Raw genomic sequence first — 22,234 nt, forward strand, 5'->3', positions numbered from 1 at the left:
GAGAGGGATGTGCTGAAGAGCACCGTGATCCTGATCCCTCCCAAGGGCTGAGAGCAGCCTGAAAAGCTACCGCTGTATAACCTCCGCAGGCTCATCGCGGTGCAATGCCACCTGGCGGATCGACAGGCGCAGTTCCGCAGACAGCACGCGCTTGGCCACGCCTTCGGCCAGCTCGCCGAGCTTGTTGCGATAACCGAGCTTGCCTTGGGCGTCAGCATGTAGCACGCCTTGCTCGACCAAGGTCTGGATGAAGTGGCGGAACAGGGTCTTGTCGAAGAATTCCGGGGCGTTCAGGCCGTGCAGGATCGACAGGCGCTGGGCCATCATCACGCACAGGTCTTCCAGCTCTTCGGCGCTGAGGCTGTTCTGCCCGCTGTTGAGCAACAGCGAGGTGGCCATGTAGAAACGCTGCAGGGTCTGGGTGATAGTGCGGGCGAGCAGGGTCAGCAACACGAACTGCCGCGAGCTGGGCGCCGGGCGAATGTAGATGGCGTTGTCCTGGCGCAGCAGCCCTTGCTCGACCAGTGCGGCCAGCCACTGGTCGATCACCGCATCCAGTTGTTCCGGCGTCCAGCGCAGGAACAGTTCGGCCTGCAGGTAGGGATACAGCGCGTGTACATACTGGCCCAGCAGTTCGCGGCTCATGCGCGAGCTGCTGAGGAAGAAGCTGGCCAGCAGCGCCGGCAGGGCGAAGATGTGCAGCACGTTGTTGCGGTAATAGGTCATCAGTACCGCGTTGCCTTCATCCAGGTACAGGATGCGGCCCAGGGCGTCCTTCTGCTCGGCCACCAGGTTCATCCCGCGCACGTGCTCGATCAGCGCCTGGCCGTCGCCGTCGGGCAGGGTGGTGTGCGGCGAGTAGGGTACCTGGCGCAGCAAGGCCAGGTACAGGTCGAGCACGCGGGTCAGGGCGCGCTCGTCCAGGGCCAGGCGGCTGGTGGACAGCAGCGCCAGCGCCACCAGGTTGACCGGGTTGATAGCGGCCGCCTCGTTGAGGTGGCGGGCAACGGTTTCGCCCAGGCGGGTGGTGGTGGCGTTGAGCCAGGCCGGGCGGTACTGCGGGCCGTGGTCCTGTTCACGCCAGCCGGGTTGTTGCTGGTCGAGGAAACCGGCCAGGCGGATCGGCTCGCCAAAGTTCACGTACACCTGGCCAAAGCGCTGCCTGAGCGCGCCGAACACCTTGAAGATATCGAAGATCGACTCTTTCTTCTTGCTGGCACCGCGCAGCTCGCCCAGGTAGGTGCGGCCTTCGAGCACGCGCTCGTAGCCGATGTAAACCGGCACGAAAACGATCGGCGTACGCGACGAACGCAGGAAGCTGCGCAGGGTAATGGCCAGCATTCCGGTGCGCGGCTGCAGCATGCGCCCGGTGCGCGAGCGCCCGCCTTCGACGAAGTACTCGACCGGAAAGCCCTTGGTGTACAGGGTGTGCAGGTACTCGTTGAACACCGCGGTGTACAGCGGGTTGCCCTTGAACGTGCGGCGCATGAAGAAGGCGCCGCCACGGCGTAGCAGGTTACCCACCAGCGGCATGTTGAGGTTGATGCCCGCGGCCACGTGCGGCGGCGTCAGGCCGTTGCGGAACAGCAGGTACGACAGCAGCAGGTAGTCGATGTGGCTGCGGTGGCACGGCACATAGATCACTTCGTTGCCGGGTGCGATGCCTTGCACCTGCTCGATGTGGTTGACCTTGATGCCGTCGTAGATCTTGTTCCAGAACCAGCTCAGCACCACTTCGAGGAAGCGGATCGCGGTGTAGGTGTAGTCCGAGGCAATCTCGTTGCCATAGCGCAGGGCCTGGGCTTCGGCCTTGGCCAGCGGCAGGTTTTCGCGCTGCGCCTCTTCGACGATGGCCTGGCGCACCTGGGGCGCGTGGATCAGGCCTTTGACCAGGTTGCGCCGGTGCGAGATGTCCGGGCCGATGACTGCGGTCTTCAGGTTGCGAAAGTGCACGCGCATCAGGCGCTGGGCCATGCGTACGGTGCGTTCGTGGCCCTTGTTGTGCTGTACCAGTTCGCGCAGGTGAATGGGCGCGGAGAACTGCACCCGGGTCTTGCGCCCGAGGATCAGTACGGTCAGCAGCCGGCGCAGGCGCCCGGTAACCGCCCAGCTGTCGGCGAACAGCAACTTCCACGGGCTGGATTCACTTGCCGGGGTCTGCCCCCAGAACACACTGACCGGAATGATCTGCGCATCCTCTTCGGCATGCTGGCTGACGGCGGCGACCAGGCGCTCCAGGGTGGGTGGGGCACCGCGCTTGTCATGGCGGCCGAGCCAGTCCGGGTCCGGGGTGAGGTAGAAGAATGCCGCAGGTTCCTGCAGCGGGCCAACCGCCACCGGCAGCACCGGGCGCGGCAGGCCCGCCTTGGTGCATTCATGGTCGAGCACGACCAGGTCGGTGAGCGCGGGCGAGGGCAAGGCATAGAACACCGGCCGGCTGCGGTCGAGCTTGAGGGTGAGGGAAGACTGGTTGATGGTCTCGGAGCGCACCCACAGGTACAACAGGCGACGCAGGGCGCCGAAGATCAGGCGGCGCAGGGGGGAACGGGTCATGGGGTGTGTGCCCTGGGGGTGGTTTTCAGGTGGGTATCCAGCCAATTAGTCTGCCGTATCCGCGCAAGTTCAGCAAAAATCGCCGAACGGCGCGACGGTCATCAAATTTTTTTGTTCTGTGTCATATACTCGGCCTGCCACTTGCAAGATATTTGCGCAAGCGGCGTCGACACAGGGAGGGACTCTGTGTCTGCAAGGCGATCTTCACAATAAAAATCCGGAGTAGTTCAGATGTCGTCTCGTGAGACTGGGAATGTAAAGTGGTTCAACGATGCCAAGGGTTATGGCTTCATTCAGCGCGAAGGTGGTGCGGATGTATTCGTCCACTATCGGGCGATCCGCGGTGAGGGGCATCGTACCCTGGTCGAAGGTCAGCGGGTGGAGTACGCCTGCGTGCAGGGCCAGAAAGGCCTGCAAGCCGAGGACGTAGTAGGGCTCTGAGCCTCATGCGGTAAGGCTTGCTGTGGGAGCTGGCTTGCCGGCGATCACCGGCGAAGCCGGTGCCAGGCACCGTGTTGCCTGCATCGCCGGCAAGCCGGGCTCCCACAAAGAATGCAGTGCATTCAGGTGCGCCAGGTGATTTCCTCTTCACCGTCGGCGCTGATGCGGACCCAGCGGTCGGCATCTTCTTCCCCATCTTCCTCCACCCAGCCACCTGGCGCGCAGCGCACTTCCACACCCAGTGCGGCAAATGCGGCGCGGGCGCAGGCAACGTCATCGGCCCACGGCGTCTGGTCGCTTTCCAGGTACAGGCTGTTCCATTTCCCTACAGCCTTGGGTAGCCAGGTGACCGGAATGTTACCGGCCTGGCATTTGAAGGTATGGCCTTTCTGCTTCCATTCGCTGCAGGGGCCGATTGCCTGGGCGAGCCACTCGGCAATCTGCTTGTGGTCGACGTCGGCGTCCTTCAGGTAGATCTCGATATCAGGTTGGCGCATAAGGGCTCCGGGTGTGCTCAGTCTTGGCGCACGAAATAGTCATAACGCATGGAAACCGTGACCTCGAACGGCTCGGGCTGGTCGATCACCCGGGCACGCTTTTCGGCACTGGCACGCCAGCCGTGCGGGGTCATGGCCAGCAGGTCGGCGCGGGCCTTGGGCGCGGCCAGGCTCAGGCGGAACTCCAGGGTTTCGCTGTGGGCATGGGCCATGCCTTCGGGGACCAGGGCCAAGTGTTTGTCGTCGGCGTAAGGGCGTACTTCATCGTAGAGCACTTCGCGCAGTTCCATCAGGTGGCCGCTGGTGGGGCCGACCCGCATCAGGCCGCCGCCCGGGCTGAGCAGGCGCTTGGCCTCGTCCCAGTCCAGCGGGCTGAATACGCTGGCGATGAACTGGCAGCTGGCGTCGGCAAGCGGCACGCGGGCCATGCTGGCGACCATCCAGGTAACCTCGGGCGCGCGACGGCAGGCACGCTTGACTGCCTCGCGGGAAATGTCCAGGGCATAGCCGTCGGCAGCCGGCAGTGCCTGGGCGATTTGCGCAGTGTAGTAACCCTCGCCACAGCCGATGTCCAGCCAGGCCTCGGGCTGGCGTTCGGCGGCCAGCTCGGCCAGGCGGCGCGCCACCGGCGCGTAGTGGCCGGCGTCGAGGAAATCGCGGCGGGCTTCGACCATGGCCTGGTTGTCACCCGGGTCGCGGCTGTTCTTGTGCTGCACCGGCAGCAGGTTCAGGTAACCCTGGCGGGCCCGGTCGAAGCGGTGGCCGGCCGGGCACACCACGCCGTTGTCGAGCCGGCTCAGCGGCGCCTGGCAAAGAGGGCAGGCGAGCATCAGGCGAGCAACCGGACCAGGGTCTGGTAATAGATTTCGGTCAGCAGGTCGAGATCGCTGGCCAGGATCCGCTCATCCACCTGGTGGATGGTGGCGTTGACCGGGCCGAGCTCGACCACCTGGGTGCCCATGGTGGCGATGAAGCGCCCATCGGAGGTACCGCCGCTGGTCGACGGCTGGGTGTCGCGGCCGGTGACGCCCTTGATGCTGGCCGAGACGGCGTCCAGCAATTCGCCCGGTTCGGTAAGGAACGGCAGGCCCGACAGCGCCCAGTCGATCGACCAGTCCAGCTCATGCTTGTCGAGGATCGCCGACACCCGCGCCTGCAGGCCTTCGACGGTGGACTCGGTAGAGAAACGGAAGTTGAACAGGGCGGTCAGCTCGCCGGGGACCACGTTGGTGGCGCCGGTGCCGGAATTGAGGTTGGAGATCTGGAAACTGGTCGGCGGGAAGAACGCATTGCCTTCGTCCCAGTGCTCGGCCGCCAGTTCCGCCAGGGCCGGAGCGGCCAAGTGGATCGGGTTGCGCGCCAGGTGCGGGTAGGCCACATGGCCCTGCTTGCCGCGCACGGTCAGCTTGGCGCCCAGCGAGCCACGGCGGCCGTTCTTGACCACGTCACCCAGCAGGGTGGTGCTGGAGGGTTCGCCGACGATGCACCAGTCCAGGCGCTCGTTGCGTGCTTTCAGGCGCTCGACCACGGCCTTGGTGCCATGGTGGGCCGGGCCTTCCTCGTCGCTGGTGATCAGGAACGCGACCTTGCCGCGGTGGTCCGGGTAGTCCTGCACGAAGCGCTCGCTGGCAATCACCATGGAGGCCAGGCTGCCTTTCATGTCGGCGGCGCCACGACCGCAGAGCATGCCGTCGGCGTCGATCAGCGCTTCGAACGGCTCATGCTGCCATTGCTGCACCGGGCCGGTGGGTACCACGTCGGTGTGGCCGGCGAAGCACAGCACCGGGCCATCCTGGCTGCCGTGGGTGGCCCAGAAATTGTCGACGTCCTCGATGCGCATCGGCTCGAGCTGGAAGCCTACGGCGCCCAAGCGGTTCATCATCTGCGCCTGGCAGTCGGCGTCGACGGGGGTGACCGAGGGGCGACGGATCAGGTCGCAGGCCAGTTGAAGGGTAGGCGAGAGCTCGGCAGGGGCCGTCATGGGGAACTCCGGGGCAAGGCAAGGCGGGGAAATCTGAGGGCGTTATCTTATATCAAACCGTCAGGCCAATGGGGCCGCTTTGCGGCCCATCGCGACACAAGGCCGCTCCTACAGGCGATCTCGCCATATCTGACGGGATGCGATCCCCTGTAGGAGCGGCCTTGTGTCGCGATAGGGGCGCAAAGCGCCCCCGGCATTCTCAGGCCTGCTGCGGCTCGGCGGCCTTTTCCCCAGGCTTGGGCAGCGAAGACAGGAACGCCATCACCAGCGCCGCCACATAAGGCAACGATTGCACCAGCAACATCGCCACCCAGAAGCGCATGTCCGAACTCGGCAGCCCCTGTACCAGGTAGATGCCCAGCGCGGCGCCCCACAGCAGCAACATGATGAACAGCTCTTCCCGAGCCTCGGAAATCGCCACCAGCAGCCCGTGGCTGTCGGCGTTTTTCGGTGTGCGGAAGAACGGCATGCTGCTGGTGAAGAACCCGTACAGCACCGCCTTGGCGATGGTATGCGACAGTGCCAGCCCGGCCAGCGCCGCAGCAAAGGCATCTTTCAGGTTCACCCCTACCGCGCGGCGGTAGAGGAAGATGATCTTGCCGACCTTGAAGAAGAACAGTGCCAGCGGCGGAATGGCAAAGATCATCAGCGGCGGGTCGACCCGGTGCGGCACGATGATCATCGCCGCCGACCACAGCAGCGCGCCGATGGTGAAGAAGATGTTCATGCCATCGGCGATCCACGGCAGCCAGCCGGCCAGGAAGTGGTAGCGCTGGCCGCGGGTCAGCTCGCTGCCCTTGCCGCGCAGCAGGGCGCTGGCGTGGTGCTTGATGATCTGGATGGCGCCGTAGGCCCAGCGGAAGCGTTGCTTCTTGAAGTCGATGAAGGTGTCGGGCATCAGGCCCTTGCCGTAGCTGTTGTGGGCATAGGCGGCCGACAGGCCCTTCTCGAATACCCGCAAGCCCAGTTCGGCGTCCTCGCAGATGCACCACTCGGCCCAGCCCAGCTCTTCCAGCACGCTGCGGCGGGTCATGGTCATGGTACCGTGCTGGATGATCGCGTCACGGTCGTTGCGGGTGACCATGCCGATGTGGAAGAAGCCCTTGTACTCGCTGTAGCACAGCTTCTTGAAGGCGCTTTCGTGCTGGTCGCGGTAGTCCTGCGGCGACTGCACCACGGCAATCTTCGGGTCGGCGAAGTGCGGCACCATGTGCTTGAGCCAGTTGCGGTCGACGCAGTAGTCCGAGTCGATCACCGCGATCACCTCGGCGTCTTTGGCGGTGTGCGGGATCAGGTAGTTCAGCGCGCCGCCCTTGAAACCGGCCAGGGGCGCGACGTGGAAGAACCTGAAGCGCTCGCCGAGCTTCTCGCAATGGGCCTTGAGCGGCTCCCACACGGCCGGGTCCTTGGTGTTGTTGTCGATCACCAGCACTTCGTAGTCTGGGTAATCCAGCGCGGCCAGGGCATCGAGGGTCTGTTTGACCATCTCCGGCGGCTCGTTGTAGCACGGCACATGCACCGATACCTTGGGCCGGTAGGCGCTATCGGCCTGCACCGGCAGGAATTCGCGCCGGCGCTTGTGTATCCATACTGCCTCGGCCAGTTCGTGGGCCTCGGTCAGCAGCACGATGAACACGCCCAGCGCGCCGAGGGCAAGCAGCACGCCTACGGTCAGGCTGAACCAGGTGCTGTATTGCTGGCTGTAGTCGTAGGCGATCCATACCAGCACCGACCCGCACAGGAAGGTGATGAAGGTCAGGAAGGTGCGGCCGCGCTGGCGCAGGGCCGAACCGTCGATGAAAAGTACCATCAGGGCGATCATCGCCAGCACTACCGAGGCCACCGCCAGGGCGCGCCATTGCGGTATCGCCACCACCGGGCCGTCAAAGTTGAATTTTTGCTGGCGTTCGGCGTTGTACACGCCCCAGTAGGCGCCCACCGAGCCTTCGTCGCTGGCCTTCCACGGCTGGTCGTAGGCTTCGATGACGAAGTAATTGTAACCACGGCGGTTGAGGGTGTTGACCAGGGTACGCAGGTAGATGGCCTGGTCAGCCTGGGTGGCATCGGCGCCGCCGCGCATGCGGCCGTTGCTCGGCCAGCCGACTTCCGACAGCAGCAGGGGTTTGCGCGGGAACTGGTGCTTCAGCTCGCGGGCACGGTCGAGCACGAACTCGACCGAATCCTTCATCGGCACGAACTCCCAGTACGGCAGGATGTGCGCGGCAATCAGGTCGACGTGCTTGGCCAACTGCGGGTTTTCCTTCCAGATGTGCCATTGCTCACTGGTGGTCACCGGCACCTTGACCGCTGCGCGTACCCGGTCCAGGTACTTGATCAGGTTTTCCGGGGTGACTTCTTCGCGGAACAGCGCCTCGTTGCCGACCACCACCCGCACCACGCTGCGCGAGGTGTTGGCCAGCTGGATGGCCGTGGCGATTTCGCGTTCGTTGCGCTCCAGGTCCGGGCTGATCCAGATGCCCAGCGTCACCCGTAGGCCGAATTCCTCGGCCAGGCGCGGGATATCCGCCTGGGTGCCCTCCACGGTGTAGATCCGGATGCTGTCGGTCAGTTTGCTCAACTGTTCCAGGTCCTGGCGCATCTGGTCGTCACTGGGGTACTGGCCCTTCTGCGGGCTTTCGCCCAGGCGGAACGGTGAATACGAGAAGCCAGAGATCTGCTCTGGCCAGGCGGGGGCGGAGACCGGGCGGTTGATCAGGGCCCAGAACCCGGTGAACAACGCGGCGATGGCCAGGACCACGACCAGGTTCAGGCCGAATTTACGTGAAGACATTGTCGTCCATATGTGTCGAAGTGATACGACATTAAAGCAGGGTTGGTAGTCTCTTTCCTAACGATGCAGGCCATGGGCCCGCTGGCATATAATGCGCGCCGGTTTTTTGGGGTATGAACATGAGCACAGAAGATCCACGCTTCGCCGGCGTTGCCCGGCTGTATGGCGACCAGGGGTTGCACCGTCTGGGCCAGGCCCATGTGGCCGTGGTCGGTATTGGCGGGGTAGGCTCGTGGGCGGCGGAAGCGCTGGCACGCAGTGGCGTGGGCGAGATCACCCTGTTCGACCTTGACGATGTGTGCGTCAGCAACACCAACCGCCAGGCCCATGCCTTGGAAGGGCAGGTGGGGCGGCCCAAGGTCGAGGTCATGGCCGAGCGCCTGCGGGCGATCAACCCGGGGTGTACGGTGCATGCTGTCGCTGACTTCGTCACCCGCGACACCATGGTCGAGTACATCACCGAGAACCTCGACTGTGTGATCGACTGCATCGACAGCGTCATGGCCAAGGCGGCGCTGATTGCCTGGTGCCGGCGGCGCAAGATCGCCATCGTCACCACGGGGGGCGCCGGTGGGCAGATCGACCCGACACAGATCCAGATCGCCGACCTGAACAAGACCTTCAATGACCCGCTGGCCTCGCGGGTGCGTTCCACCCTGCGCCGCGACTACAACTTCTCGCGCAATGTCAGCCGCAACTATGGCGTGCCATGCGTGTTCTCCAGTGAACAGCTGCGCTACCCCAAGGGCGATGGCAGCGTTTGCCTGCAGAAAAGCTTCGTGGGCGAGGGCGTGCGGTTGGACTGCGCGGGTGGCTTTGGCGCGGTGATGATGGTGACCGCGACCTTTGGCATGGTGGCGGCGAGCAAGGCGGTGGAAAAACTGGTAGCGGGGGCGCGGCGGCCTTCGGAGCGGGTCAAGCCTGAATAGACCGCGTGGGCTTCTTCGCGGGCTTGCCCGCTCCCACAGGTACTGCATCTCTCTCCAGAAAGGTGAAGGTCCTGTGGGAGCGGGCGAGCCCGCGAAGAGGTCAGCACCGATTCAACGGTTGGACGCCAGCTCCGCCATCCGCTGCAACACCGCATGCAGCCCATTGCTGCGCGACGGCGAAAGCTGGCGCTCCAGGCCCAGCTGAGTGAACCACTCACGCAGATCGAGCCCGGCAAGTTCTTCACTGGCCAACCCCTGCACCCGCACCAGCAACAACGCCAGCAGCCCGCGCAACAGGCGTGCATCGCTGCTGGCCTTGAACCGCCACAAGCCCTCGACCTGCTCGGCCACCAGCCATACCAGGCTTTCGCAGCCATGCACCCGGTTGGCCTCAGTCTTTTCAGTGTCAGCCAGCGGTTCCAGCCGGTAGCCCCACTGCATCAGCAGCCGTGCACGCTGCTCCCAGCCCTTGCCCTGCTCGAAAGCTTCCAGCGCCTGGCGCGCCTGATCCGGCAGGGTCATCGCAACAGCTCCAGGCCTTGATCCAACGCCTCGAAGAAACGCTGCAAGTCATCGCTGTCGTTATACAGCCCCAATGACACGCGGATCGCGCCCTCCAGGCCCAGGCCCTGCAGCAGCGGCATGGCACAGTGGTGCCCGGCACGCACGGCAATGCCTTGCTCGGTCAGCAGGTGGGCGATGTCGGCGTTGTGCACGCCTTCGATGACGAAACTGGCAAGGGCCGCCTGTGGCGTGCCCAGGATGCGCACACCATCGCGGTCTGCCAGGCCGCGCAGCAGGTGCTGGTGCAGGCTGGTTTCATGGGCTTCGAGTGCCTGGGCATCGAAGCTGGCCAGGTAGTCCAGGGTCGCACCCAGGCCGATCACCCCGGCGATCGGTGGCGTGCCAGCCTCGAACCCCAGCGGCGCCGGGCGGAAGCTGGCGTTGTGGTACTCGGCCAGTTGCACCATCTCGCCGCCGAACTGCCAATGGTGCAGCAGCTCCAGCGCCTGGCTGCGGCCGTACAGCACGCCCACGCCTTCCGGGCCGTACAGCTTGTGACTGGAGAACACATAGAAGTCGCAGCCAAGCTGCTGCACATCATGGCGGCCATGCACCACGCCCTGGGCACCGTCGACCACGGTCAGCGCGCCTTGGGAGCGGGCATGGGCCAGCAGCGCCGGCAGCGGCTGCCAGGTACCCAGCACGTTGGACAGCTGGCTCACCGCCAGCACCCGGGTGCGCGGGCCGATCAGTTGCAGCGCTTGGTCCAGGTCGATGCGGCCATGGGCATCCAGCGGCAGCACCACCAGGCGCAGGTTGCGTCGACGCGCCAGCTGTTGCCAGGGCAGCAGGTTGGCATGGTGCTCCAGGGCGCTGACGGCAATTTCGTCACCGGCCTCGAAGCGGTGTTCCAGGCCATAGGCCAGCAGGTTCAGTGCCGAAGTGGCACCGTGGGTGAAGATGATCTGCCGCGAGTCTGGCGCATTGAGCCAGGCGGCAACCTTGTCGCGGCTGGTTTCGAAGGCCTGTGTGGCCAGTGCGCCGGGCAGGTGCTGGGCACGGTGCACGTTGGCCGCGCCATGGCCGTAGTAATGGCTCAGGGCATCGAGCAGGGCTTTCGGCTTCTGGGTGGTGGCGGCGCTGTCCAGGTAGGTCTGGTGCTGCCGTTGCAGGGCGGCGATGGCGGGAAAATCGGCACGCCAGGGGGAGGGCTGGAACATGGTCGCGGGGCCTGGAATGAAAATCGGGTCTGGCGTGGTGCCAGACCCGATCTTAACATTTCAAACGCTGAGAATCCGCTGTTCGCGAGCAAGCTCGCTCCGGCAGCGGTTGAAAGGTTCTCAGTTGTGCGCGTGCAGCGCCTCGTTCAGCTCGATGGCCGACTTGTGGGTCTTGCACTCCACCGCGCCGTTCAGCGAGTTGCGGCGGAACAGCAGGTCGGTCTGGCCGGCCAGGTCGCGGGCCTTGACCACTTTGACCAGCTGGTTGTTCTCGTCCAGCAGGTTCACCTTGGTACCGGCGGTGATGTACAGGCCGGCTTCGACGGTGTTGCGGTCGCCCAGCGGAATGCCGATACCGGCGTTGGCGCCGATCAGGCAGCCTTCGCCAACCTTGATGACGATGTTGCCGCCACCGGACAGGGTGCCCATGGTCGAGCAGCCGCCGCCCAGGTCCGAGCCCTTGCCGACGAATACGCCAGCGGAAACGCGGCCCTCGATCATGCCCGGGCCTTCGGTGCCAGCGTTAAAGTTGACGAAGCCTTCGTGCATGATGGTGGTGCCTTCGCCGATGTAGGCGCCCAGGCGCACTCGGGCAGTGTCGGCGATACGCACGCCTGCCGGGACCACGTAGTCGGTCATTTTCGGGAACTTGTCCACCGAGAACACTTCCAGCAGCTCGCCCTTCAGGCGCGCTTCCAGTTGCAGTTCGGCGAGTTCGGCCAGGTCGACCGCGCCCTGGTTGGTCCAGGCCACGTTCGGCAGCAGCGGGAAGATGCCAGCCAGGCTCACGCCGTGCGGCTTGACCAGGCGGTGCGACAGCAGGTGCAGCTTGAGGTAGGCCTCTGGCGTCGAGGTCAGCGCGGCGTCTTCGGCCAGCAGGGTGGCGACCAGCGGCTTGTGGCTTTCGGCCAGGCGGGTCAGCAGGGCGGCTTGGGTGGCATCCACACCTTTCACGGCTTCGGCCAGTTGCGCGGCCTGGGCGTTGCTGAAGGCGATGGCCTGGTTGCCACCTTGGTAACCGAGAACAGGGGCTACTGCAGCGACCAGTTCGGCGCTCGGGTTGAGCAGTGGTTGTGCGTAGAACACTTCCAGCCAGGCGCCCTGGCGGTTCTGGGAGCCGACACCGAAGGCCAGGCTGAACAGGGTATTGGACATGTGATTACCTCGTGCGAAATAGGGTAGGGGCTCAGGCCAGGGCAGCGGCGTACAGGTCGGGCTTGAAGCCGACCAGGGTACGCGCGCCAAGGTCGAGCACCGGGCGCTTGATCATCGACGGCTGGGCCAGCATCAGCTCGACGGCCTTGGCCTGGTCGAGGTCGGCCTTGCTGGCGTCGTCCAGCTTGCGGAAGGTGGTGCCGGCACGGTTGAGGATGACTTCCCAGCCGTGTTCCTCGCACCAGCGGTTCAGGCTGTCACGGTCGATGCCTTGGGCCTTGTAGTCGTGGAATTCGTAGGCGATGGCCTGGTCTTCGAGCCAGGTACGTGCCTTTTTCATGGTGTCACAGGCTTTGATGCCGTAGAGCGTGTAGGTCATTGTGTGCATTGGGGATAACAGGCTGCCCCAATCTCTCCGTTTTCCGATTTCAGTCGCGGGATTATGCGGGAACGATCCTGTGAGCGCCACGGGTGTGCATGTCTTGGGTCTTGCAGTGTGTCGGAGACCGAGCGCCGCCCGCGCGGCGCATCGCCGGCAAGCCAGCTCCCACATCTGTTTCGGGCCAGTTATTCCTGCACCTCAGCCGCGCGAACCCTTAGTGCATGACTGAATTTTGGTGAGAAGCAGAAGCGATACCTTCAATATCGAAGGGAACAAACAGGGCGGGCAGCGGTAATTTCACAGAAGAGACTGGCCCGAAACAGATGTGGGAGCTGGCTTGCCGGCGATGCGCCGCGCGGGCGGCGCTCGATCTCAGCATCACCTCAACTTCAAGGCATACAGTTCCAAGGCAACACCCGGTCAAGCCTGCACCATTGTTAAGTATGTGCAACTTGCGTACGTTTTCTCTATGGCCATCACTGTGGAAGTCGAGGCGCGAAAAACGAAGCGATCGGTCAAGCAGAGGAGCAAATGAATGAAAAAGCGTGATTTGTTTGCCGAAATGATGAGCGGCATCGACGAGATGAAAGCGCAGCGCGAGGGGAAGATCACCCTGCGCCAGCATCATGTAAAGGCATTGGATGCACCCAAGGTTACTCCGCAGGAGATTGTCGCCATACGTGAGGGGCTGCGTATGTCGCAGGAGGTATTTGCCAGGTGCATCAGGACGAAGGCAGCAACGCTCCGGAACTGGGAGCAGGATAAAGCCAGCCCGAACCCTCAGGCGGCAATGTTGCTCAAGTTGGTTGAAAAATACCCGGATATGCTGGAGCGGCTTGAAGCGGTGTAAACATTTGGAATTACCCAGACCCGCTTCGGCGGGTCTATTTTTTCGCTTGAGACGCATCGTGTTACATATTCGTGGTTCCCTTGCGACTATTGTGCAGCGGCCCCGAATCGCCCACCGCCGCTAACATATTGTTTCAATGGCGATGTTTCGCCCTGTTGTCGTTTCTGGTTCACAAAGGAAGCTTTCCCGGATGCAGTCCGCCTACACCGTCCTCATCCTGCTGACGCTGGTCAGCGTGTCGAAGCTGGTCGGCCGCATGATTCCGCTGCCCTTGCCGCTGGTACAGATCGCCGCTGGTGCCTTGCTCGCTTGGCCGACACTGGGCCTGCATGTGGCACTGGACCCCGAGCTGTTCCTGTTCCTGTTCCTGCCACCGTTGCTGTTCGCCGACGGCTGGCGCATTCCCAAGCGTGAGTTGTGGCGCATTCGTGGGCCGGTGGTGGCGCTGGCCGTGGGCCTGGTGCTGTTTACCGTGGTTGGGGCCGGTTACTTCATTCACTGGCTGCTGCCGAGCATCCCGCTGCCCGTGGCCTTCGCCCTGGCCGCAGTGTTGTCGCCAACCGACGCCGTGGCGGTTTCGGCCATTACCCAGGACCGCCTGCCCACCCCGCTGATGCACATGCTCCAGGGCGAGGCCCTGATGAACGATGCCTCGGGCCTGGTGACCTTCAAGTTCGCCCTGGCGGCGGCGATCACCGGGGTGTTCTCGCTGACCGATGCAAGCTTCAGCTTTGTGCTGGTCGCCTTGGGCGGCCTGGCGGTGGGCGTGGGCCTGAGCTGGCTGATCGGCCGCCTGCGTGCCTGGATGATCGCTCGCGGCTGGGATGACCCGGCCACCCACGTGGTGTTCATGTTGCTGCTGCCCTTCGCTGCCTACGTGCTGGCCGAGCGCCTGGGCGTATCGGGCATCCTTTCGGCGGTGGCCGCCGGCATGATGCAGAGCTGGCTGGACCTGCTGCCACGGCAGACCAGCACGCGCCTGCTCAACCGCAGCGTATGGTCGCTGCTGGAGTTCGCTTTCAACGGCCTGATCTTCCTGCTGCTGGGCCTGCAGTTGCCGGACATCATCAAGGCCGTGGTCAGCCATGAGCCCACCGTCTGGCCGACCCTGGCCTGGCGCTGCCTGGACGTGGTGGCGATCTTTGTGGCGCTGATCTTGCTGCGGTTCATCTGGGTCCAGAGCATCTGGCGCTTGATCGATGTGGTACGCCGCTGGCGCGGCAAGCCGGCGCTGGTGCTGGTGCCCACGGCGCGCTCGTGCTGGCTGCTGACCCTGGGCGGTGTGCGCGGAGCGGTCACCCTGGCCGGCGTGATGTCGATCCCGTTGCTGATGGGAGCAGGCAAGGCCTTCCCGGAGCGTGACCTGCTGATCTTCATTGCGGCCGGTGTGATCCTGTTGTCATTGATCAGCGCCTGTATCGCGCTGCCGCTGTTGCTGCGCGGGGTGACCAAGAGCCCGGACGAGCGCTTGCACCAGGAAGTGCAGGAGGCCTGGCGACGCACGGCCGAGGCGGCGATCCATGCGCTGGAGGCAGAGGAAGTGATCGACAGCAATGCGCCGCAGGATGCCGCGCAGGCGACCCTGGCGACCGAGTTGAAGGCGCGCTTGATGGCGGAATACCGCGATGAGCTGGACAGCTACAACAACAGCGCCGAGGCCAAGGCCCTGGCCGAGCAGATGGACCTGCTGGAGCGGCGTTTGCGCCTGCGGGCGCTGCGGGCCCAGCGGCTGGAGCTGTATGAACTGCATCGCCAGCATCTGGTGGGGGATGAAGTGGTGCGGCAGGTGCTGGGTGAGCTGGATATGAGTGAAGCGAACCTGGGGTCAGTCAGGTAGACCCCAAGGGGCCGCTTTGCGGCCCTGTGGGAGCGGGTTTACCCGCGAATCAGGCGACGCGGTGCATGGCACCGGCTGTGCCGGTGTTCGCGGGTAAAACCGCTCCTACAGGTACTGCACAACACTCGAGAGTTGTACGGCCCCTGTCGAATCAGCGGTTCTGCAGGAATTCGCGAATCCGCTCCGCCGCCTCGATGCACTCGGCCAGCGGTGCAACCAGTGCCATGCGCACACGCCCGGCGCCCGGGTTCACGCCATCCACTTCACGCGACAGGTACGACCCCGGTACCACCGTCACATGCTGAGCCTCGAACAGGTCGCGGGTGAACTCGGCATCGCTGCCGGGCACCTTGGCCCACAGGTAGAAGCTGCCATCCGGGCGCTGCACATCCAGCACCGGCTGCAGGATATCCAGCACGGCGTCGTACTTGGCGCGGTACTGGTCGCGGTTTTCACGCACATGCGCCTCGTCCTGCCAGGCAGCGATACTGGCCAGCTGGGTTTGTACCGGCATGGCGCAGCCGTGGTAGGTACGGTACAGCAGGAACGGCTTGATGATCTCGGCGTCACCGGCGACGAAGCCCGAGCGCAGGCCCGGCAGGTTGGAGCGCTTGGACAGGCTGTGGAATACCACGCAGCGCTTGAAGTCGCTGCGGCCCAGTTCCGCACAGGCGGTCAGCAGGCCTGGTGGCGGGGCATCCTCGTCGAAGTACAACTCGCTGTAGCACTCGTCGGCGGCAATCACGAAGTCGTGCTCGTCGGCCAGGGCAATCAGCTTCTTCAGGGTGTCCATCGGCACCAGTGCGCCGGTGGGGTTGCCCGGCGAGCACAGGAACAGGATCTGGCAACGCTTCCACACTTCAGCCGGCACGGCGTCGAAGTCGGGGTTGAAACCGTTGCTTTCCAGGCACGGCAGGTAGTGCGGGGTGGCACCGGCCAGCAGCGCTGCGCCTTCGTAGATCTGGTAGAACGGGTTGGGGCTGACCACCAGGCCGTCATCGGCGCGGTTGACCACGGCCTGGGTGAAGGCGAACAGCGCTTCACGGGTGCCGTTGACCGGCAGGATGTGGTGGTCGGCATCCAGCCAGCCGGCCGGTACGCCGAAGCGCCGCTCGCACCACTGGCCAATGGCCTGGCGCAGGGCGGGCAGGCCGATGGTGCTTGGGTACACTGCCAGCTTGTCGAGGTTGTCGGCCATGGCCTGGGCGACGAACACCGGCGATTCGTGCTTCGGCTCACCGATCGACAGCGCGATGGCGCGCTTGTCCGCCGCAGGCTTCACGCTGCCCAGCAGGGCGCGGAGTTTCTCGAACGGGTAGGGCTGAAGCTGGGTCAAGGCATGGTTCATCGGCGCAAGGTCTCGTCAATCGTCTAGTCGTTAAAAGGTCACGCGGGTGGGGCTGGCATCGCTGGCCTGGCCGGCCTGCAACTGCTGGACGATGGCCTCCTGCAGTCGGCTGCACAGCTGTGGGTCGGACAGCGGCTGGTTGTCGGCATCGGTGATGAAGAACACGTCTTCCACCCGCTCGCCAAGGGTGGCGATCTTGGCGTTCTGCAGCGACAGGTCGAACTCCAGGAAGATCCGCCCCAGCCGGGCCAGCAGGCCTGGGCGGTCGGGCGCGGTGATTTCGAGGATGGTCACCGGCCGCTGGGCATCGTTGAGGATGGTCACCTGTGGCGGGAAGTCGAAGTGCTTGAGCTGGCGCGGTACCCGGCGCTGGATGATGGTCGGGTAGTCCTCGGGGTTGCGCAGCGCTTCGGTCAGGCCGTCGCGAATCTGCTTGACCCGCTGCGGGTTGTCGCCGATCGAGCCGCCGTCGTTGTCCAGCACGATGTAGGTGTCGAGGGTGAACTGGCTGCTCGAGGTGATGATTCGCGCGTCATGAATGTTCAGGTTCAGCTGCGACATGGCTGCCACCGTGACGGCGAAGAAGTCGTGCTGGTCGGGGGCATAGATGAAGATCTGCGTGCCACCCTCGAACTCGCGCTGGGTGGTTTCCTTGATCAGCACCAGCGGCCCGCCATCGGCTGGCTGCTGGAGGATCGCGTCACTGTGCCAGGCCACGTCGGCAGCGGTGTGCTTGAGGAAGTAGTCATCCCCCAGCTGCGACCACAGTTGCTCGACATCGTCTGGGTCGGTGCCTTCGCGCACCAGGATATCCAGCGCCGCCGATTGGGTCTGGCGAATCTGCTCTTCGCGGTCCAGCGGGTTTTCCAGGCCTCGGCGCAGGGCGCGTTTGGTCTCGGTGTACAGCTGGCGCAGCAGGCTGGCCCGCCACGAGTTCCACAGGCTGGGGTTGGTGGCGTTGATATCGGCCACGGTCAGCACGTACAGGTAGTCCAGGCGTGTCTCGTCGCCCACGTGCAGGGCAAAATCGTTGATTACCTGAGGATCGGACAGGTCCTTGCGTTGGGCGGTGGTCGACATCACCAGGTGGTTCAGCACCAGCCAGACGATCAGCCGGCTGTCCCAGGCCGGCAACTGGTGGCGCTCGCAGAACTTCTGCGCATCCACCGCGCCCAGCTCGGAATGGTCGCCCTGGCGGCCCTTGCCGATGTCGTGGTACAGGCCGGCCAGGTAGATCAGCTCGGGCTTGGGCAGGCGGCCCATGAGCTTGCTGGCCAGCGGGAATTTCTCGGACACCGGGGTGTATTGCAGCTTGCGCAGGTGCTTGATGAGGTTGAGGGTGTGCGCATCGACCGTATAGATGTGGAACAGGTCGTGCTGCATCTGCCCGACGATCAGGCCGAACTCCGGCAGATAGCGGCCAAGGATGCCGTAGCGGTTCATCCGCCGCAGGTTGCGGTGGATGCCGATTTCACACTTGAACAGCTCGATGAACAGGCTGGTGTTGCGGATATCGGTGCGGAAAGTGTCGTCGATCAGGTGCCGGTGTTCGCGCAGCAGCCGCACCGTATCGGCGCGTACGCCCTTGATCTCGGGGTGCTGAGCCATCAGCACGAAGATTTCCAGCATGGCGAACGGTGTGCGCCTGAACACGTTCGGCCTGACTGCCTCTATATAGCCATCATGCAGGCGGAAGCGCGCATTCAGCGGCTGGGTGGTGCCGCTGTCGTCATCGGCGAGGATGACCTCCTCGAAGTGCTGGATGATCAAGTCGCACAGCTGGCTGATGCTCATCACCACCCGGTAGTACTGCTGCATGAACTGCTCGATCGCCCGCTTGGGGTTGTCGTCGCTGTAGCCCAGCAGCGTTGCGATGCTGCGCTGGTGGTCGAACAGCAGGCGATCCTCGGCGCGCCCGGCCAGCATGTGCAAGGCGTAGCGCACCCTCCACAGGAAGTCCTGGGACGAGGCCAGCAGTTCGTTCTCGCTTTCCAGCAGGAAGCCTTCGCCGGCCAGCGCGTGCAGATTGAGGGTGCCGTACTGGCGGCGGGCCACCCACAGCACTGTCTGGATATCGCGCAGGCCACCGGGTGAACCTTTCACGTTGGGTTCGAGGTTGTACTCGGTGTCGTTGTACTTGTGATGGCGGGCCTTGAGTTCGGCGCGCTTGGCCAGGAAGAAGTCCTTGCTCGGCCACATGTGCGCAGTGCTGGTCACCTCAAGCATGCGTTGGCGCAGCGCCTCGGGGCCGGCGATGGTGCGGCTTTCCATCAGGTTGGTGATGACCGTCAGGTCGGCGCGGGCCTGCTCGGCGCACTCGTCGACGGTGCGCACGCTCTGGCCTACTTCCAGGCCGATGTCCCAAAGCAGGGTGAGAAACCGCTCTATGGCGTCGCGGTACTGCTCGTGTTCGGCAGCACCCAGCAGGATCAGCAGGTCGATGTCCGAATGCGGGTGCAGCTCGCCGCGTCCGTAGCCACCCACTGCGACCAGGGCGATGCCGCTCTGGTCACCCCAGTCGAACTGGTTCCAGGCCTGTTGCAGGATGTTGTCGACGAGCCAGGCGCGGGCCTCGATCAGTGGGCGGATTTCGCTGCCACTGCGGAAACGCTTGTCGAGCACCTCGCCGGCCTGGCGGATGGCTTTCTTGAAGGCGGCGATGGGGCTCGCCTTGAGGGCCAGTTCCGCCTGGAACTGGCCGCGGTCGAACAGCTCGGGGTCCACCTGGGGCATCGCGTCACGTTCCTGTCGTAGGGTGGCCTGTGGGAGTGCGGTCAGGCCGAGGTGCGCGGGATGGTGTCGTCCTTGCGCAGGGTGAAGATCTCGTAGCCGGTCGCGGTCACCACCAGGGTGTGCTCCCACTGGGCCGAGAGTTTGCGGTCCTTGGTGATGGCGGTCCAGCCGTCGCCCAGCACCTTGGTGTCGGCCTTGCCCTGGTTGATCATCGGCTCGATGGTGAAGGTCATGCCTTCCTTCAGCTCCATGCCGGTGCCGGCGCGGCCGTAGTGCAGGATCTGCGGCTCTTCGTGGAACACCTTGCCGATGCCATGGCCACAGAACTCGCGTACCACCGAGAAACCGTTCTTTTCAGCGTGCTTCTGGATCACTTCGCCGATGTCGCCCAGTCGGCAGCCCGGCTTGACCAGTTCGATGGCCTTGTACATGCACTCCTGGGTGACCTTGGACAGGCGCTCGGCCCATACCGGCACGGTGCCGACGTGGAACATGCGGCTGGTATCGCCGTGGTAGCCGTCCTTGATCACGGTGACGTCGATGTTCAGCGTGTCACCGTCCTTGAGCGGCTTGTCGTTGGGGATGCCGTGGCAGACCACATGGTTGATCGAGGTGCAGATCGACTTCGGGTAGCCCTTGTAGTTGAGCGGTGCCGGGATGGCCTGCTGGACGTTGACGATGTAGTCGTGGCACAGGCGGTCCAGCTCTTCGGTGGTGACACCGGGCTTGACGTGTTCCTCGATCATTTCCAGCACCTCGGCGGCCAGTCGGCCGGCGATGCGCATCTTCTCGATGTCTTCTGCGGTCTTGATGGTGACGGTCATTACAGGCTCTCTACAGCGCCGTGCACGGCGCGAACAAACGGGAAAGGCCGGATTCTAGCAGAGCAGGGCGCCGATCGGTCGGGATAAAGGCGGCAATGCTGCTGTCTACAGCTGGCATTCTGGCGCGAAAGCCGGGGTGCTGCAAAAACCGCTGACGGACGCAACGGTATCCGGGTTCCGTTCGGTCGCGGTCTGTGGTATAAAATGCGCCGCTTTCGGGGACGACCCCGTCAGCACTTAACCCACACACGTGTCGACACGATGACCTGGGTGCCCCGAGTTGCAGAATTCGCGGGTTGGTCATTGGGATACGTGGAGGCCCAACCCGACTTATCAAGGAACTATCATGTCCCAAGTCAACATGCGCGATATGCTGAAGGCCGGTGTGCACTTCGGCCACCAGACCCGTTACTGGAACCCGAAAATGGGCAAGTACATTTTCGGCGCGCGTAACAAGATCCACATCGTCAACCTGGAAAAAACCCTGCCAATGTTCAACGACGCTCTGTCGTTCGTAGAGCGCCTGGCCCAGGGCAAGAACAAGATCCTGTTCGTCGGCACCAAGCGTTCCGCCGGCAAGATCGTCGCCGAGCAAGCTGCTCGTTGCGGTTCGCCGTACGTTGACCACCGTTGGTTGGGCGGCATGCTGACCAACTACAAGACCATCCGCGCTTCGATCAAGCGCCTGCGCGACCTGGAAACCCAGGCCGAAGACGGCACTTTCGCCAAGCTGACCAAGAAAGAAGCCCTGATGCGCTCCCGCGACCTGGAAAAACTGGATCGCAGCCTGGGCGGCATCAAGGACATGGGTGGTCTGCCAGACGCTCTGTTCGTTATCGACGTTGATCACGAGCGCATCGCGATCACCGAAGCCAACAAGCTGGGCATCCCGGTAATCGGCGTTGTCGATACCAACAGCAGCCCGGAAGGTGTTGACTACATCATCCCAGGTAACGATGACGCCATCCGCGCTATCGAGCTGTACATGACTTCGATGGCTGACGCAGTCATCCGCGGCCGCAACAACGTTGCCGGCGGCACCGAAGTTTACGCTGAAGAAGCGGCTGCACCTGCTGCCGAGTAATTAGACGCTAGCGTCGACTTGGCACGCAAAAAGGGGGCTCTGCCCCCTTTTTGCCACCTTGAAATCCTGCTGTCAGCATCGGCCCCGCATCATGGGCCCGCTGAGATAAACACAGTGGATTTGCAGAATTGAACGCCCGTGACGAACGGGTGGAATGGTTGAAAAACTTTCCAAGAGGATTTTGAAATGGCAGCAATTACTGCAGCGCTGGTCAAAGAACTGCGCGAGCGTACCGGCGAAGGCATGATGGATTGCAAGAAGGCCCTGGAAAAGGCCGGCGGCGACATCGAAAAAGCCATTGACGACATGCGTGCCTCGGGCGCCATCAAGGCCGCCAAAAAGGCTGGCAACGTCGCTGCTGAAGGCGCTATCGCCGTCAAGACCGACGGTAAATCCGCCGTCCTGCTGGAAGTGAACTCGCAGACCGACTTCCTGGCCCTGCAAGACGACTTCAAGAACTTCGTTGCCGACAGCATCGAAGAAGCCTTCGCCCAGAAGCTGACCGACGCTGCTCCGCTGATCGCTTCGCGTGAAGCTGCTCGTGAAGCCCTGGTTGCCAAGTGCGGCGAGAACGTCAATATCCGTCGCCTGGTGCGCGTTGAAGGTGACGTTGTCGGTGCCTACCTGCACGGCAACAAGATCGGCGCTGCCGTTGTCCTGAAAGGCGGCGACGTCGATCTGGCCAAGAACATCGCCATGCACGTTGCAGCTTCGAACCCTGAGTTCCTGCTGCCGTCGGAAGTATCGGCCGAAGCCATCGAGCGCGAGAAGGGCGTCTTCCTGCAGCTGAACGCTGACAAGATCGCCGGCAAGCCGGAAAACATCGTCGAGAACATGATCAAAGGTCGTATCTCGAAGTTCCTGGCCGAAGCCTCGCTGGTCGAGCAAGCCTTCGTCATGAACCCGGAAGTCAAGGTTGGCGATCTGGCCAAGAAAGCCGGCGCTGAAATCGTTTCCTTCACCTACTTCAAGGTAGGCGAAGGCATCGAGAAGCCAGTCGACGACTTCGCTGCTGAAGTTGCCGCTCAGGTCGCTGCTGCCAAGCAGTAAGACAGCCCCGTCTGTCGCCCCAAAGAGGCTGCCCGCTCACGCGCGCAGCCTCTTT

At 63.7% G+C, this 22,234-nt stretch carries 18 protein-coding genes; 6 read left to right on the forward strand and 12 right to left on the reverse strand.

From position 1 onward, the window contains the following. Positions 1-66: 66 nt before the first annotated feature. Positions 67-2,553, reverse strand: coding sequence for a glycerol-3-phosphate 1-O-acyltransferase PlsB (plsB, locus tag GYA95_RS01980; RefSeq protein ID WP_015269183.1), 2,487 nt, complete (start codon positions 2,551-2,553; stop codon positions 67-69). Between the two features lie 231 nt (positions 2,554-2,784). Here plsB and GYA95_RS01985 point away from each other — a divergent pair, with 231 nt between their 5' ends. Further along, positions 2,785-2,994: a cold-shock protein gene (locus tag GYA95_RS01985; protein ID WP_003252255.1), complete on the forward strand. Its 210-nt coding sequence runs from the start codon at positions 2,785-2,787 to the stop codon at positions 2,992-2,994. Positions 2,995-3,116: 122 nt separating this feature from the next. Here the strand turns inward: GYA95_RS01985 and GYA95_RS01990 are convergent, their stop codons facing one another. The 4 genes from GYA95_RS01990 to GYA95_RS02005 form a co-directional block, all read right to left on the reverse strand. Continuing rightward, positions 3,117-3,491 carry a hypothetical protein gene (locus tag GYA95_RS01990; RefSeq protein ID WP_003257701.1) on the reverse strand — a complete coding sequence of 125 codons (375 nt, stop codon included), beginning with the start codon at positions 3,489-3,491 and terminating at the stop codon, positions 3,117-3,119. A gap of 17 nt (positions 3,492-3,508) precedes the next feature. Beyond that, positions 3,509-4,321: a putative RNA methyltransferase gene (locus tag GYA95_RS01995; protein WP_015269184.1), complete on the reverse strand. Its 813-nt coding sequence runs from the start codon at positions 4,319-4,321 to the stop codon at positions 3,509-3,511. Next, positions 4,321-5,472: a succinyl-diaminopimelate desuccinylase gene (gene dapE / locus GYA95_RS02000; protein WP_013971240.1), complete on the reverse strand. Its 1,152-nt coding sequence runs from the start codon at positions 5,470-5,472 to the stop codon at positions 4,321-4,323. The genes GYA95_RS01995 and dapE overlap by 1 nt, the downstream gene beginning before the upstream one ends. Before the next feature lie 199 nt (positions 5,473-5,671). Beyond that, positions 5,672-8,263: a glycosyltransferase gene (locus GYA95_RS02005; RefSeq protein ID WP_015269185.1), complete on the reverse strand. Its 2,592-nt coding sequence runs from the start codon at positions 8,261-8,263 to the stop codon at positions 5,672-5,674. A gap of 119 nt (positions 8,264-8,382) precedes the next feature. On the opposite strand from GYA95_RS02005, the gene tcdA reads away from it, so the two are divergent. Next, complete coding sequence (gene tcdA / locus GYA95_RS02010) at positions 8,383-9,192, forward strand: tRNA cyclic N6-threonylcarbamoyladenosine(37) synthase TcdA (RefSeq protein WP_161551231.1); 810 nt, start codon at positions 8,383-8,385, stop codon at positions 9,190-9,192. A 111-nt stretch (positions 9,193-9,303) separates the two neighbouring features. Here tcdA and GYA95_RS02015 read toward each other — a convergent pair whose 3' ends face one another. The 4 genes from GYA95_RS02015 to GYA95_RS02030 form a co-directional block, all read right to left on the reverse strand. Further along, positions 9,304-9,714 carry a SufE family protein gene (locus GYA95_RS02015; RefSeq protein ID WP_015269187.1) on the reverse strand — a complete coding sequence of 137 codons (411 nt, stop codon included), beginning with the start codon at positions 9,712-9,714 and terminating at the stop codon, positions 9,304-9,306. Further along, the gene (locus GYA95_RS02020; protein WP_015269188.1) at positions 9,711-10,916 is read right to left on the reverse strand and encodes a cysteine desulfurase; all 1,206 of its coding nucleotides are present in this window, start codon (positions 10,914-10,916) and stop codon (positions 9,711-9,713) included. The genes GYA95_RS02015 and GYA95_RS02020 overlap by 4 nt, the downstream gene beginning before the upstream one ends. A 120-nt stretch (positions 10,917-11,036) precedes the next feature. After that, entirely contained in the window at positions 11,037-12,071 is a 1,035-nt protein-coding gene (gene dapD, locus GYA95_RS02025) for a 2,3,4,5-tetrahydropyridine-2,6-dicarboxylate N-succinyltransferase (RefSeq protein ID WP_013971245.1), read from the reverse strand. Positions 12,072-12,102: 31 nt separating this feature from the next. After that, positions 12,103-12,450 (reverse strand): ArsC family reductase, encoded by a 348-nt coding sequence (locus tag GYA95_RS02030; RefSeq protein ID WP_013971246.1) that lies wholly within the window; start codon positions 12,448-12,450, stop codon positions 12,103-12,105. Positions 12,451-12,988: 538 nt separating this feature from the next. Between GYA95_RS02030 and GYA95_RS02035 the strand changes: the two genes are divergently transcribed. Together GYA95_RS02035 and GYA95_RS02040 are read left to right on the forward strand one after the other, a co-directional pair. After that, entirely contained in the window at positions 12,989-13,303 is a 315-nt protein-coding gene (locus GYA95_RS02035; RefSeq protein WP_015269189.1) for a helix-turn-helix domain-containing protein, read from the forward strand. A gap of 190 nt (positions 13,304-13,493) precedes the next feature. Further along, complete coding sequence (locus GYA95_RS02040) at positions 13,494-15,140, forward strand: Na+/H+ antiporter (protein WP_015269190.1); 1,647 nt, start codon at positions 13,494-13,496, stop codon at positions 15,138-15,140. Positions 15,141-15,291: 151 nt separating this feature from the next. On the opposite strand, the gene dapC is transcribed toward GYA95_RS02040, so the two are convergent. Genes dapC through map form a run of 3 tightly spaced genes read right to left on the reverse strand, consistent with a single transcriptional unit; the run spans position 15,292 to position 20,045 of the window. Then, positions 15,292-16,488, reverse strand: coding sequence for a succinyldiaminopimelate transaminase (gene dapC, locus GYA95_RS02045; RefSeq protein ID WP_015269191.1), 1,197 nt, complete (start codon positions 16,486-16,488; stop codon positions 15,292-15,294). 30 nt (positions 16,489-16,518) lie between these two features. Then, complete coding sequence (locus tag GYA95_RS02050; protein ID WP_015269192.1) at positions 16,519-19,221, reverse strand: [protein-PII] uridylyltransferase; 2,703 nt, start codon at positions 19,219-19,221, stop codon at positions 16,519-16,521. 41 nt (positions 19,222-19,262) lie between these two features. Continuing rightward, a complete protein-coding gene (gene map / locus GYA95_RS02055; RefSeq protein WP_004375406.1) occupies positions 19,263-20,045 on the reverse strand; it encodes a type I methionyl aminopeptidase in 783 nt (260 codons plus the stop codon). Between the two features lie 346 nt (positions 20,046-20,391). Here map and rpsB point away from each other — a divergent pair, with 346 nt between their 5' ends. Together rpsB and tsf are read left to right on the forward strand one after the other, a co-directional pair. Then, complete coding sequence (rpsB, locus tag GYA95_RS02060) at positions 20,392-21,129, forward strand: 30S ribosomal protein S2 (RefSeq protein WP_003252287.1); 738 nt, start codon at positions 20,392-20,394, stop codon at positions 21,127-21,129. Positions 21,130-21,315: 186 nt separating this feature from the next. Further along, positions 21,316-22,179 (forward strand): translation elongation factor Ts, encoded by an 864-nt coding sequence (gene tsf, locus GYA95_RS02065; RefSeq protein WP_015269193.1) that lies wholly within the window; start codon positions 21,316-21,318, stop codon positions 22,177-22,179. Positions 22,180-22,234: the final 55 nt, after the last annotated feature.

This window comes from Pseudomonas asiatica, assembly GCF_009932335.1.
Lineage (GTDB): Bacteria > Pseudomonadota > Gammaproteobacteria > Pseudomonadales > Pseudomonadaceae > Aquipseudomonas > Aquipseudomonas asiatica.

Bases quoted from the DNA above. Each gene is read 5' to 3' on its own strand.
- plsB (WP_015269183.1), bottom strand. From the start codon at position 2,553: ATGACCCGTTCCCCCCTGCGCCGCCTGATCTTCGGCGCCCTGCGTCGC.
- GYA95_RS01990 (WP_003257701.1), bottom strand. From the start codon at position 3,491: ATGCGCCAACCTGATATCGAGATCTACCTGAAGGACGCCGACGTCGAC.
- GYA95_RS02050 (WP_015269192.1), bottom strand. From the start codon at position 19,221: ATGCCCCAGGTGGACCCCGAGCTGTTCGACCGCGGCCAGTTCCAGGCG.
- GYA95_RS01985 (WP_003252255.1), top strand. From the start codon at position 2,785: ATGTCGTCTCGTGAGACTGGGAATGTAAAGTGGTTCAACGATGCCAAG.
- tcdA (WP_161551231.1), top strand. From the start codon at position 8,383: ATGAGCACAGAAGATCCACGCTTCGCCGGCGTTGCCCGGCTGTATGGC.
- rpsB (WP_003252287.1), top strand. From the start codon at position 20,392: ATGTCCCAAGTCAACATGCGCGATATGCTGAAGGCCGGTGTGCACTTC.
- GYA95_RS02020 (WP_015269188.1), bottom strand. From the start codon at position 10,916: ATGTTCCAGCCCTCCCCCTGGCGTGCCGATTTTCCCGCCATCGCCGCC.
- tsf (WP_015269193.1), top strand. From the start codon at position 21,316: ATGGCAGCAATTACTGCAGCGCTGGTCAAAGAACTGCGCGAGCGTACC.
- GYA95_RS02005 (WP_015269185.1), bottom strand. From the start codon at position 8,263: ATGTCTTCACGTAAATTCGGCCTGAACCTGGTCGTGGTCCTGGCCATC.
- GYA95_RS02015 (WP_015269187.1), bottom strand. From the start codon at position 9,714: ATGACCCTGCCGGATCAGGCGCGCCAGGCGCTGGAAGCTTTCGAGCAG.
- GYA95_RS02040 (WP_015269190.1), top strand. From the start codon at position 13,494: ATGCAGTCCGCCTACACCGTCCTCATCCTGCTGACGCTGGTCAGCGTG.
- map (WP_004375406.1), bottom strand. From the start codon at position 20,045: ATGACCGTCACCATCAAGACCGCAGAAGACATCGAGAAGATGCGCATC.
- GYA95_RS02035 (WP_015269189.1), top strand. From the start codon at position 12,989: ATGAAAAAGCGTGATTTGTTTGCCGAAATGATGAGCGGCATCGACGAG.
- GYA95_RS01995 (WP_015269184.1), bottom strand. From the start codon at position 4,321: ATGCTCGCCTGCCCTCTTTGCCAGGCGCCGCTGAGCCGGCTCGACAAC.
- dapE (WP_013971240.1), bottom strand. From the start codon at position 5,472: ATGACGGCCCCTGCCGAGCTCTCGCCTACCCTTCAACTGGCCTGCGAC.
- GYA95_RS02030 (WP_013971246.1), bottom strand. From the start codon at position 12,450: ATGACCTACACGCTCTACGGCATCAAAGCCTGTGACACCATGAAAAAG.
- dapD (WP_013971245.1), bottom strand. From the start codon at position 12,071: ATGTCCAATACCCTGTTCAGCCTGGCCTTCGGTGTCGGCTCCCAGAAC.
- dapC (WP_015269191.1), bottom strand. From the start codon at position 16,488: ATGAACCATGCCTTGACCCAGCTTCAGCCCTACCCGTTCGAGAAACTC.